Here is a 12672-nt window from a genome sequence, read left to right on the forward strand (position 1 = left end):
CAAAAACACAGGTCTCTGCAAAGTCGTCCAAGACGACGTATAGGGACTGACGCCTGCCCGGTGCCGGAAGGTTAAGAGGAGAGGTGCAAGCCTTGAATTGAAGCCCCGGTAAACGGCGGCCATAACTATAACGGTCCTAAGGTAGCGAAGTCCCTTGTCGGGTAAATTCCGACCCGCATGAATGGCGTAACGATTTGGGCGCTGTCTTAATGATAGACTCAGTGAAATTGTAGTATCGGTGAAAATGCCGGTTACCCGCGATAGGACGGAAAGACCCTGTGCACCTTTACTGCAACTTGACATTGATTTTTGGTTTAGTCTGTGTAGCATAGGCGGGAGACTTTGATGCTATGGCGCTAGCTGTAGCGGAGTCATCATTGAAATACCGCCCTGAATGATTCGAAAATCTAACTTCTATCCGTGATCCGGAAGAAGGACATTGTCTGGTGGGCAGTTTGACTGGGGTGGTCGCCTCCCAAAATGTAACGGAGGCGTTCAAAGGTTCCCTCATGGCGAATAGAAATCGTCATATAGAGTGTAAAAGCAGAAGGGAGCTTGACTGCGAGACATACAGGTCGAGCAGGTGCGAAAGCAGGATTTAGTGATCTGGTGGTACCATATGGAAGGGCCATCACTAAACGGATAAAAGGTACGCCGGNNGAGCTGGGTTCAGAACGTCGCAAGACAGTTCGGTCCTTATCCATCGTGGGCGTAGGGTATTTGCGAGGATTTGTCTCTAGTACGAGAGGACCGAGATGAACAAACCTCTGGTGTTCCAATTGTTTACCAAAAGCAACGTTGGGTAGCCAAGTTTGGATGGGATAACCGCTGAAAGCATCTAAGTGGGAAACCCACCTCAAGATTAGATACCCCGTTAATTAGATTTATTTGAGCTTCGGTTTGAGTAATGAAAATTAACATGTAAGATCCCTTGAAGACTACAAGGTTGATAGGCTGGGTGTGTAAGTACAGTAATGTATTGAGCTAACCAGTACTAATAGATCGAGGGTTTTGTCTACATTGATTTTTTAATTGAGAAAATTATAAGGCTTTACGTTACAAATATTTCAATCACAGATAAATTTTGAAAATTTCCTGGTGGTGATAGTGTTGAGGAAACACCCGTTTCCATTCCGAACACGGCAGTTAAGCTCATCACGCCGACGATACTCTGCTGGAGACGGCACGGTAAAATAGGTACTGCCAGGATTAAAATTAGGCTCCGAAAATTTTCGGAGCCTTTTTTGTTGATAAATTAAATATCTCAAAAATTATCGTTCTAATGCTAATGAAGCTTGAACTTCTTGTTTTACAGTATTTAAAGAACCTACGAGTTCTGGAGCAAGCCCATGATAACTAGGTCCTGCTTCAATTTCAGATATTCTTCTTAATATCCCTTGAGTAAGAGTTGTAACTCTTTTTAATAAGGCTTCAGTATTTAGTTCTCTATCTTCCCCATGAAATGCTAAAAATCGATTAAATGACATACTCATATATTCATTACGAAAATAAAAGTCTGTTATGTTTGTTAAAGAATGGATAAAACTTTGTTTATTATTAGGTAAATTCGTACGATGTAATAATTCTTGTGATCCTTGTTTAATAAATGATACTACTGACTGTAAGTCCAAAAGTTTTCTATTTTCTTGTTCTGTTATTCCGAACATAACTGAAGAGTGCATTGAAATTAATGCACAGGTAACAATAATCGATTTTCTAAATACGTTTTTCATTATATTTCCTTTTTCGTTTTTATTAAAAAAATAAATACTTATTGATACATTATGTGATTAATATAAAACATTATATCAATTTTACTAGTTGTTAAACTTAATATATCAAAAAAATATTTCAAATTGCAATAAAATATTTATATTGTTAAAACATGGCAAAAATGAAGGTATTTTACATATTTCTGTTAAAGTTGATTTTATAAATTCATTTTTTTTAAACTATTTTTAATATTTATTTTTTATTCAAAATAGGAGTTTATGTGAATATTAAAAATAGTTTTTTTATCAAATTTGTTATTATTTTATTATATTCTTCTTTTTTATCTTTAAATTTATCCCCTAAAGGTTTTTTTAGTGGGGTAATTGAAAAAGCTAAAACTGCTTATGAAAGCGTAAAACAGGGTGTTAAAAGTAAAATAGAAGCTGTAAAAAGTTTTACTGCAAAGGAAATGGAACAATTTTTATTTTTGAGTGATGTTGCTAAAAAATATATTACAAAAAAAAGAACTATTTCGGAGTATGCAGAAAATTTAAAGAACATTTTTAAAAATTCAATAGGTCAAATAGATCAAGTTTTGGATGACATAATTGAAGATGCTTATTTTGCTACACCTAAGATTGACTTATGGAAAGAGTTTTTAGTTCATTCAAAAAAGAAAAGCATAGAAAACAATAAGAATTGGTTTGATGTAGTATTTAATAAAAATTTATTGCAGGATCAATCTTATAGTAAAAACGAGGGTATAAATAGAATTTTATATTATTGTGGTAATGAAAATTTTGAAAACAAAAACCCAATAATTCTATTTTTAGTTCATGGTACTTTTGCGTCAGATTCTCCTGAATTATCAAAAGTAGATGATAAAAGTTTTATTTTTAGCTCTATAAAAGATTTTGCAATGTTGTATTCAAATGCAAAACAGCGGCCAATTTATGTAATTTCCTTTTTTTGGAGTGGCAAAAATGATTATATACATCGCATGATTGGAGGTGCTTTATTGGCTCAATATATTAGGTCAGTCCGAGATAATGTTAGCGAGGTTATAACAATTGCACATAGTCATGGCGGAAACGTTGTTAATTTTGCATCGAATGTTTTGAGAAAAAGGCATTTTGTACAGAGGTTAAGTGGCTCTATTGTTGATTCTATTGATTTGATGATAAACATTGGAACTCCTGTTAGACAGAATGTTGATAAGAATTTTGCTTCTTATGCTACTGTTGTTTTAAATTTTTATTCTCTAGGAGATGCTATTCAACTTATTGGAAATATAGACCCAATTCATGATATTTGGTTAAAAAATTGGGCAGCAAGAAAAGCTAGTTCTAAAAAAGATATTTCTGTGTACAATGTTGCAACAAAAATAAATGGAAATGATCCTAATCATTCTTATATGAAATCGATGCTTTCAGATTTTTTCGAAATTTATCAAAAAATTCAATTTTACAAAATTCATAGAAGTTTAACTTTGAATATTGATGTGCATGAGGGTAAAAAATCTTTTTCGCAATTAGTTATTAGATATGATGTTTCGCCAGAAGGTGCAATTGCAAATCAAGTGCTTAAAGAGCGTGAATTTAGCGATAAAGAGCATGCTGATTTTAGAAAATTATATGGGAAAAAAGATATAAATGATAGAGGTAGCAACGTGGATAGGTTTTTAAGAGGTCTTATTTCACAGATGAGCGAGCCTATTAGTTAAATTAATAATGTAAAAATAAAAAGATTTAGGAGCGAATTAATTCGCTCCTTTTTTATGAAATTTGTATGCTCTTTAAAAATAAATATTGATCATAAAATTTATAAAGGAGTTAAATGTTTGTAGATTCACATTGCCAGTTAAATATGATGGTTAGCAAGAAAATTAATGAAATTCTAAATGCAGAAGAATTAAGCAAAATTGAAAAAATAGTACAAGATGCTGCTGTTGCTAAGGTTACAAAAATAATAAATATGGGAACTAGTTTAAATGAATCGTTAAATTCGGTAGCTATAGCTATAAAATGTAAAAACGTTTTTGCTGCAGTTGGTATCCATCCTTGTGATTGTGATGAAAATTGGGAACGAGATTTAAATGAAATTGAAAAATTAGTAAAAGAAAAAGATAAAAACAAGATAGTTTCGATTGGTGAAATTGGATTAGATTTTTTTCATAAACCATTTGATGAAAATTTGCAAAAAACAGTTTTTATAGCACAGTTAGAGCTTGCTGCAAGATATGATCTTCCCGTTGAAGTTCATATTCGAAATTCATTGAGTGAAGTTTTAGAAATTTTATTTGAATTTAAAGGAAAGGTGCGCGGAGTTAATCATTGTTTTGTTTATGACAAAAATATAGCAGATAAATTTTTAGATTTAGGATTTTTTTTAGGAATTGGTGGTCCTATTACTTATCCCAAAAATGACAAGCTTCGAGAAGTAGTTAAAAACATTTCACTTGAACATATAATCTTAGAAACGGATGCCCCTTTTTTGCCACCGCAACAGTTTCGGGGAGAACAAAATCATCCCAAATACATTCCGATAATTGCACAAGCAATTGCAGCATTGCGTAATATTTCTATAGAAGATGTTGCGATGATGACATCTGCAAATGTGCAAAAACTATTTGGAGTATAAATTAATGAAATTAAAAAGGGGTGATATTTTCACCCCTTTTATTTTTTAGATATACATTTCATCGGGTATTGGATTAGTAAAAGGAGCTTTAAATTCTTTTACCGTAAGCATTCCAAGATAATAAATTGCAAGAAAGTTTTCTTTTTCTTTTGCCAAAGGATAAAAAATTTCGAAAGCTTTTAAATATTTACCAAGATTAAAAAGTTTAACGCCTTCTGCTAATAATTCTTTTTCTTCATCTGTCATCTTTATAATTGATTCTTCAGCAGATTGAGCTACTAACATTTTAGCCTGCTGACTTTCTTGTTCTAATTCAGCAGATTTTTGTCTTGTTATCGGTCGGTCGAATGCATCACTTCGAGCATGCCTTTTTCCAGCATATGATTGTGAGATTGTTCAGAGTAAGATAATGCAAATTGCCCCATATAAAATATTTGCATTCATTAGACTTTCCTCCCCCAATAATTAGTTATACAAACAATTACATTTATTCCTCTTTTGATTAATTATTATCACTGTTTACTTACATTTAATTTAGCTCTCATGGCCTTTGAAAATCTATATTTTTGAAAAAATGTTTTTTTATAAGATTGAATAGATCTTTTTTATAATTTCATAGTAAATTCTTTCATCATATTTTAACTTAAGAATATAGAGTTTTATCTAAATCGGGGGGAAGTTGTTTAGGTAAAAATAAAAAAAGGAAGCAAGTAATGAAATTCAAAAAAGTAATAGTTTTAAGTTTTGTTTTAAATACAAATTCATTTTTCTTATTTTGCGATTTTGATATTCAAAAAAAAGTACAAGAAATATGTACATCGGTTCCTGGGGAGATGGGGGTTGCAGCTCTTCATATTGAAAGTGGGCGGCGAGTTGAGTTTAATTCGCATGAAGCTTTTCCTATGGCGAGCAGCTATAAGATTCCAATAGCACTATCTTGTTTATCTTTGGTCGATAGCGGTAGGTTGAGTTTAAATCAACATGTTTTATTTGTTGGGCGAAGTAAAAAAACTCCGAATGTAAAAAAAGTTTATCGAGTTACATTGAGGAAATGTATAGAGCTTATGCTTGCGCGAAGCAATAATACGACATCGGATAGAGTTTTGGAAATGACGGGCGGTCCATTTGCTGTAAATAGTTGGCTTAGTAGGCATCAAATTTATGGGATGCGTATTGATAGACCTGTGTTAAAAATGCGTAAAGATTTTGCGGGGATTACAAATTTTACAGGAGGGAAACTTTATACCAGAGGAAGAAATGGTAAAAAAATAAGTCTTGTAAATAGAGAAAAGCGTATAAATGCTATACAAAAATTTTATGTTGATGAGAGAGATACTACAACACCTCGGGTAATGGTTGACTTGTTGGCGCAAGCTTTTGAAGGGAAACTGGTAAGTGAACGATCAACCAGTTTTTTGTTTTCGTGTATGGCTAAGTGCTGTACTGGTTCGATGCGCATGGTCCACCTTTTGCCAAAACATGTAAAGGTTTATCATAAAACTGGAACTATGGATGGAATTATCAGCGATGTTGGGGTTATAACCTTGCCTGGAGGTAAGGGGCATCTTGTTTTAGCTGTTTATTCAAATAAATCTATGCGACTTACTGATGATAGAGCTCTTGCGATTGCAAGAATAGCTAGAAGTTTATTCGATTATTTTATTGAATGAGGATCATTTTTACTGGAAATTATTCTTTTTTGCTGTTTTAAAAAAGCTAAAAATGGGCTAGAATTGGGGATTAAAGAATCTATTTCTAGCCCCTAAATTTTTATAGAAAGTTTTAATGGAAAAGCATTTTTCACATTTACATCTTCATACTGAATTTTCACTACTTGATGGTGCTATAAAAATCTCAGAACTTGTTAAATTTGCAAAAGAACAAGCATGGAAATCTATAGCAATTTCAGATCATGGAAATGTTTTTGGTGCTGTTAAGTTTTTCCAAGAATGTGCAAAAAAAGAAATCAAGCCAATCCTTGGCTGTGAAATGTATATAACAAATGATTGCAAAATCAAAGATGTGAAAGAAAAATATCACCATCTTTTGTTACTTGTTGAAAATGAAGAAGGGTACAGAAATCTTTGCCATTTAATGGCTTTTTCTTACAAAGAAGGTTTTTATTTTAAACCTAGAATCGATTATGAAGTTTTAAAAAAATATTCCAAAGGTCTGATAGCATCCTCTGCATGTATCGGTGGACAGATTCCAAGATTGCTTAGTGAAAACAATTGGGAGGCTGCGCAAGATAAAGTGGAGTGGTTTTTGGATGTTTTTGGGGAAAATAATTTTTTGATGGAGGTTCAGCCTCCAGATTATAAAGAGCAAATAGCATCAAATGAAAAAATTTTCGAGCTTGCTAGCAAATATGATTTGCCAATCATAGGAACATGTGATGCTCATTTCCTGCACAAAGAAGATCGTGAAGCTCATGAAATTTTACTTACCGTCCAAACGCGAGGTCTTTTTTCTGATCCTGATAGATATACTTTTGGTGATGCAAACTGCTATTTGCGAACAACACAAGAAATGTTAGATGCTTTTCCTGGTAGAGAAGAGATAGTTTGGAAAACTGGAGAGATTGCCGATCGATGCGAGTTCAAATTCACTTTTGGAAAACTGTTTTTTCCTAAATTTGAGATTCCGGCGGAGCATGACGAAAAATCATATTTTAAACATTTGTGCGTTGAAGGTTTAGAAGAATTAAAGCAAAAAGATTTAATCCCAAAAGATCAATATGAAATTTATGATCAACGATTAAAAATCGAAGTCGATCTTATAACAAGCATGGGATTCATAGGATACTTTTTGGTTGTTAGTGATTTTGTTCGCTGGGCAAAAAACAATGGAGTTTCGGTAGGCGCAGGAAGAGGTTCCGCAGCAGGTTCGCTTGTCGCATGGGCACTTGCCATCACAAATGTTGATCCTCTAAAATACAATTTGCTTTTTGAGCGATTTCTAAATCCAGAACGAATATCCATGCCTGATATAGATATAGATTTTTGCATAGAGCGCCGCGAAGATGTTATAAATTACGTTCGCCAAAAGTATGGTGTTGATTGTGTATGTCAGATTATTACTTTCGGTACCATGATGGCAAAAGGTGTCATAAAAGATATTGCAAGAGCACTTGGTTTCCCTTTCAAAGATGCAGCTGCAATTTCAGATCTTATCCCTGAGCAATTAAAAATTACGCTTGCAGAATCTATTACTCAAGAGCCTCGCCTCAAAGAAATGATTGATAATGATCCAAATGTAAAAAGATTAATGGATGTAGCTTTAAAACTTGAAGGTTTAACTCGACATGCTTCAAAGCATGCGGCGGGCGTTGTGATTTCTCCAAAACCAATTGAAGAAATGCTTCCTGTTTATATTCCGCCCAAAACAGATGAACTCGTTGCGCAATACACAATGACCGATTTGGAATACTTAGGTTTTTTGAAAATGGATTTTTTGGGTTTAAAAAACTTAACTTTGATTGAGCGCGCACTGAAATCTATCGAAAAAAATCATGGCGTAAAAATAAATCTTGATAAGTTAGAGTTAACAGATCCCAAAACTTTTAGTCTTTTGTGTAAAGGTAATACGACTGGAGTGTTCCAATTTGAATCGGATGGTATTAAAGATGTTTTACGTAAACTGCAACCTGATAAATTTGAAGATTTGATAGCTGTGAATGCGCTTTATCGTCCGGGTCCACTTGGATCTGGAATGGTCGACGACTTTATCGAAGGTCGACATGGTAGAAAAAAGGTAACATATATTTTTGATGCGCTCAAAGAAGTGCTAGAAGAAACTTATGGTGTTATTGTTTACCAAGAGCAGGTTATGAAAATCGCATCTGTCATTGGGGGATATACTCTTGGTGGTGCAGATTTACTTCGCCGAGCAATGGGTAAGAAAAAAGCAGATGTTATGGCTGCCCAAAAAGAGCAGTTTGTAAAAGGTGCAAAAGAGAAAAATCTGGATGAGAAAAAAGCGGCAGATCTTTTCGATCTTATGGCTTATTTTGCAGGATATGGGTTTAACAAATCACACTCGACCGCATATGCGTTAATTGCTTATCACACTGCATATTTGAAAGCAAATTATCCACATGAATTTATGGCTGCATTAGTTTCGTTTGAAACCAATGATCCCGATAAACTTTCACTTTATTTGCAACAAGTTAGTGAGATGGGGATTGAAGTAACAGCCCCTAATATAAATATTTCGCAAGGAGAGTTTGTAGCAGTTAACAACGGTATTTTATTTGGTTTGCAGGGAATAAAAAATGTTGGTCTTGCTGCGCTTGAAAATATTTTTGAAGAAAGAAAAAAAGGAGATTTCAAAGATCTTTTAGATTTTTGCATGCGAGTTGATTTGCGTGTTGTTAACAAACGAGTTATTGAAAGTTTGGTTTGTGCCGGAGCTATGGATTGCATGCCGGGAAATCGTGCGCAAAAAATGAATGAGCTTGATAAAATTATTGATCTTGCAATTTTGAAAAAAGAAGCTGCAAGAACTGGTCAAATGTCCCTTTTTGGTGCAACTGCAAAAGAGACAAACTCTCAAATGCAAACATTTTATTCTTTTGAACCATGTGAAGAGTGGGGCGAAAAAGAGAAGCTTGAAAAAGAAAAAGAAATAGCAGGTTTTTATTTAAGTTCACATCCACTGAAAGCGTACAATTCGTTTTTAAAACTTTTTAAATTCGAGTCCTTTGCAGATACTTTGTTAAAAGTTCAAAATTTTAAAGGACAAAAAGAGTTTGAAGTTTCGACTTGCGGAATTTTGCAAACCTTTAAAGTAATAAATACCAAAAAAGGTGATCGAATGGCTTTTGCTCAAGTAGAAGATTTGTCAGGAATAAGTGAAATTATTATTTTCCCACGAGTTTTTGCTGAATTTGAAAAACATCTTTCCGACCACAAAGTGTTCATTATTAAAGGATTTGTTGATTTAGCTGGTATTAATAAATGTAAAATAAAAGCAAATAGTATTATACCTTTAGAAAAAGTTTTTGATGATAACAAAAACTTGCAAAATGTGGAGATTGATTTCGAGCAAGATATTCATGAAGAAGGATGTAAACAAATTAAAGAACTTACTGGATCCGTAGGAGTTCCGCTTAATCTGTTTTTCAGAGAGAATAATGAAAGATTGCAATTGCGATCGAGTTATAAAATTGTAGTTAACATAGAAAATATTAAAAAATTAGAGGATGCCGGGTTGGCAGTAAAGTGTAACTTAGTATGATAAAAGCAGAAAATCTTTGTTTAAATTTTGGGCAGCAAATAATTTTTGATCACATTTCTTTCAACTTTTCTTCGGAAGATAAAATCGGACTTGTCGGAAGAAATGGAAGTGGAAAATCTACTCTTTTGAAAATTCTTAGTAAAAAGCAGATAATCGATGAAGGTAAAATTACTACTGCAAGTAGAACAAAAATTGCTTATTTGCCGCAAGAGGTTGTTTTAGTTTCTAATAAATCAATTTTAGATGAAACACTCAATTCTTTTGAGGAACTTTTTACATTAAAAGAAGAGCTTGATGAGCTTGAAAATCGGATTGAAAATTTAAAAGAAGACGAAAAAGGCCATGCTATTGAACGAATGGCTTTTATTCAATCAGAGCTTTTTAACAATGATTTTGATCGTTTGGTTGTAGATGCAAAAAAAATTCTTATAGGTTTAGGGTTTAAACAAGAAGATTTTACAAAATCGGTAGAACATCTTAGTGGCGGTTTCAAAATGAGAGTCGTTCTTGCTAAATTGCTTTTGCAAAATGCAGATTTTTATCTTTTTGATGAACCAACAAATCACCTGGATATTGTTACAAAAGATTGGTTTTTATATTTTTTAAAAAATGCGAAATTTGGTTTTTTGCTTGTGTGTCACGATAAATATTTTCTGGATAATATTTGTGATTATATTTATGAACTTGATAGGGGAAAAGGTCGAATTTTTCAAGGAAACTACTCACAATTTTTGCAGCAAAAAGAAGGTGAAAAAGCAGCATTGGAAGTTGCATTTGAGCAGCAGCAACGCGACATAAAAAAGAAAATGGAAACGATCAATCGTTTCCGAGCAAAAGCAAGCAAGGCTTCAATGGCGCAGAGTATGCTCAGATCTTTAGAAAAAGTTGAAAGAATTCAAATAGGTACCGAGCAAGGTAAAATCAAATTAAATTTTCAGGACTTTGTAAAACCTGGAAAAGTGGTTTTAAAAGCTGAAAATTTATCTAAAAAATATAATGATCATTATATTTTTAAAAATGTTTCATTTGAGCTTTTACGAGATGAAAAAGCTGCAATAGTTGCCGCAAATGGAGTTGGAAAAACTACATTGCTTAATTTGATTTCCCAAAAACTAAAATCCGATAGTGGATCTTTTGAATTTGGTCATAATGTCAAATTTGTAACGTTTGAACAGGACCAAGAGAAAGTGTTGGATAAAAAAAATACAGTTTTAGAAGAATGTGAAAAGGCTACTAAAACATCGCAGCAACGAGCAAAAATTCGTTCGATGCTAGGAGCTTTTCTTTTTAGCGGAGATGATGTTTATAAAAAAATTGCAGTGTTGAGCGGTGGTGAAAAAAATCGTGTTGCAATGGTAAAGGTTCTGCTTCAGGATGCAAATTTTTTAATTTTAGATGAACCTACAAACCATTTGGATTTGGAATCAAAAGATAACTTATTACAAGCTTTGCAACAATATCCTGGAACGGTTTTATTTGTTTCACACGATCGCAATTTTTTGGATAATCTTGCAACAAAAATTTTAGAATTGACTCCTGATGGTTTATTCGGCTACAGCGGAAATTATGAAGATTATCTTTATCAAAAAGAACATCAATCAAAAGATAAAGTTATAAAAGAGTCAAACTTGCAAGTAAAAGGTTTTAGTAAAAAAGAAGATCACAAAAAAGATTTTTCAGAAACTAAAGATTTAAAATCCAAACAACATAAACTTTTAAATCTTGAAAAGAAAATTGCCAGTTTAGAAAAAGAAAAAGCTGAAACGGTTCAGCTTTTTGAAAAGTTTCCATATGGAACTCGTGAGTTTGATTCTGTAACAGCTAAGCTGCAAGAGATAGAAAAACAACTTCTGCAACAGTTGGAGATGTGGCAGAAACTATTCGAAGAGTTAAATAATTGATTTAATTTATTTGTTTTTTAAGTTGCAAATTCTGGTGCTTTTATATTTACAAAGGCTACAAATTTTTTAAGTGAAGACTCTTTGTTTTCGTCAGCAAAAACATTGCGAATTTGGTCTATAGTATTTAATAAAACGTCTTTATTAATTTTATTGTTTTTATAGTTTTCAATTAATTTATTAAATCGTTCTTCTACTTTTTCTTCCCATTCTAATCTTGCATAAACCTCGATTAGCGTACTTAAAAAATGTGGATTTTCTGGTTGTAGAGTTGTTAAATGTTCATAAACAGATGCGGCTAAAACAAGATTTTTTTCTTTTTTATAAAGCAGTGCGGCTTGTTGATATTTTGTCATGGCAACCTCATAATCTTCAAACGCTAAAAATAAATCCGCTTCTACTTGAAGCGAATACGCTTTGTTATCAATGGAATAAGATAATAATTTATAAAGACCTAAAGCTTTTTCTTTCTCTTTCGTGGTTACAAATTGAGCAAGTTTAAACCACGCGATACTCGAAGCTCCGTTTTTTTCTTTTGCTTGCATTCCTAATTCCTTTTATTCGAACATTTTTCCTTTCTGATATTTTCTACATTTAGAAAAATAAAATCAATATATGATATTTAACTAAAAATATATTACAAACAATATTGGTTATTAAAATCAATAAAAATTAATTACATTAAAAAATTTACTTCTTAAATAGGCATAAATAAAAAATTTAAAATTTACTTTTATTAATGCGTCATAAGATTAATGCAATTGAATATAAAATTTTTTTATGAAGTTAAAAGTGCCTTAGGAATAACTTATTTTTCTTGACAAAGAATGTAACAATATCTAAATTTTCGTTTAACGCAGTTGTTCAACCATTATAAAATAAATAGGAGTCTTATATTATGAATAAGAACGAATTGATAAATGCATTAAGCGAAGAAACAGCATTTAGCAAAAAAGATATCACAAAAATTTTGTCCTCATTCACAAGAATCATAGAAAGATCTTTGAGAAAAGGTGACAAAGTAGCATTAACAGGTTTTGGAACTTATTGGTTATCAAGAAGACCAGCTCGAATTGGAATTAATCCTGCAACAAAAGAGAGAATTACTCTTCCAGCAGTAAATGTTCCAAGATTTAAACCAGGCAAGCGCTTGAGAGAAGAAGTTCGAGCAGCTAAGGTTTAA

Annotated in this window: 9 protein-coding genes and 2 rRNA genes; 8 read left to right on the forward strand and 3 right to left on the reverse strand. The window is 32.6% G+C overall.

What is annotated here, in order from left to right; genetic code table 11:
- Positions 1-1013: ribosomal RNA gene (locus DEA20_00855) — 23S ribosomal RNA — on the forward strand; the annotation flags it as partial.
- A gap of 81 nt (positions 1014-1094) precedes the next feature.
- Positions 1095-1209, forward strand: a 5S ribosomal RNA gene (gene rrf / locus DEA20_00860).
- Between the two features lie 62 nt (positions 1210-1271).
- Here the strand turns inward: rrf and DEA20_00865 are convergent.
- Complete coding sequence (locus DEA20_00865; protein HBS47739.1) at positions 1272-1733, reverse strand: hypothetical protein; 462 nt, start codon at positions 1731-1733, stop codon at positions 1272-1274.
- Positions 1734-1993: 260 nt separating this feature from the next.
- Here DEA20_00865 and DEA20_00870 point away from each other — a divergent pair, with 260 nt between their 5' ends.
- On the forward strand, positions 1994-3436 hold the full coding sequence (locus DEA20_00870) for a hypothetical protein (GenBank protein HBS47740.1): 1443 nt from the start codon (positions 1994-1996) through the stop codon (positions 3434-3436).
- A 113-nt stretch (positions 3437-3549) separates the two neighbouring features.
- The gene (locus DEA20_00875; protein ID HBS47741.1) at positions 3550-4353 is read left to right on the forward strand and encodes a TatD family deoxyribonuclease; all 804 of its coding nucleotides are present in this window, start codon (positions 3550-3552) and stop codon (positions 4351-4353) included.
- 45 nt (positions 4354-4398) lie between these two features.
- Here DEA20_00875 and DEA20_00880 read toward each other — a convergent pair whose 3' ends face one another.
- Positions 4399-4638 carry a hypothetical protein gene (locus tag DEA20_00880; protein ID HBS47742.1) on the reverse strand — a complete coding sequence of 80 codons (240 nt, stop codon included), beginning with the start codon at positions 4636-4638 and terminating at the stop codon, positions 4399-4401.
- A gap of 428 nt (positions 4639-5066) precedes the next feature.
- Here DEA20_00880 and DEA20_00885 point away from each other — a divergent pair, with 428 nt between their 5' ends.
- The 3 genes from DEA20_00885 (at position 5067) to DEA20_00895 (ending at position 11492) form a co-directional block, all read left to right on the forward strand.
- Positions 5067-6023, forward strand: a complete 957-nt coding sequence (locus DEA20_00885; protein ID HBS47743.1) for a hypothetical protein — start codon at positions 5067-5069, stop codon at positions 6021-6023.
- A 115-nt stretch (positions 6024-6138) separates the two neighbouring features.
- Positions 6139-9591 (forward strand): DNA polymerase III subunit alpha, encoded by a 3453-nt coding sequence (locus DEA20_00890; GenBank protein ID HBS47744.1) that lies wholly within the window; start codon positions 6139-6141, stop codon positions 9589-9591.
- The gene (locus DEA20_00895) at positions 9588-11492 is read left to right on the forward strand and encodes a hypothetical protein (protein HBS47745.1); all 1905 of its coding nucleotides are present in this window, start codon (positions 9588-9590) and stop codon (positions 11490-11492) included. The genes DEA20_00890 and DEA20_00895 overlap by 4 nt, the downstream gene beginning before the upstream one ends.
- A 17-nt stretch (positions 11493-11509) precedes the next feature.
- Here the strand turns inward: DEA20_00895 and DEA20_00900 are convergent, their stop codons facing one another.
- The gene (locus DEA20_00900; protein ID HBS47746.1) at positions 11510-12034 is read right to left on the reverse strand and encodes a hypothetical protein; all 525 of its coding nucleotides are present in this window, start codon (positions 12032-12034) and stop codon (positions 11510-11512) included.
- 353 nt (positions 12035-12387) lie between these two features.
- Between DEA20_00900 and DEA20_00905 the strand changes: the two genes are divergently transcribed.
- Positions 12388-12672, forward strand: coding sequence for an HU family DNA-binding protein (locus tag DEA20_00905; GenBank protein HBS47747.1), 285 nt, complete (start codon positions 12388-12390; stop codon positions 12670-12672).

It is taken from the genome of Candidatus Dependentiae bacterium, from assembly GCA_003511165.1.
Lineage (GTDB): Bacteria > Babelota > Babeliae > Babelales > UBA12411 > UBA12411.

Coding starts and splice junctions, on each gene's coding strand:
- DEA20_00895 (HBS47745.1), top strand. CDS start 9,588: ATGATAAAAGCAGAAAATCTTTGTTTAAATTTTGGGCAGCAAATAATT.
- DEA20_00890 (HBS47744.1), top strand. CDS start 6,139: ATGGAAAAGCATTTTTCACATTTACATCTTCATACTGAATTTTCACTA.
- DEA20_00885 (HBS47743.1), top strand. CDS start 5,067: ATGAAATTCAAAAAAGTAATAGTTTTAAGTTTTGTTTTAAATACAAAT.
- DEA20_00865 (HBS47739.1), bottom strand. CDS start 1,733: ATGAAAAACGTATTTAGAAAATCGATTATTGTTACCTGTGCATTAATT.
- DEA20_00875 (HBS47741.1), top strand. CDS start 3,550: ATGTTTGTAGATTCACATTGCCAGTTAAATATGATGGTTAGCAAGAAA.
- DEA20_00880 (HBS47742.1), bottom strand. CDS start 4,638: ATGTTAGTAGCTCAATCTGCTGAAGAATCAATTATAAAGATGACAGAT.
- DEA20_00900 (HBS47746.1), bottom strand. CDS start 12,034: ATGCAAGCAAAAGAAAAAAACGGAGCTTCGAGTATCGCGTGGTTTAAA.
- DEA20_00905 (HBS47747.1), top strand. CDS start 12,388: ATGAATAAGAACGAATTGATAAATGCATTAAGCGAAGAAACAGCATTT.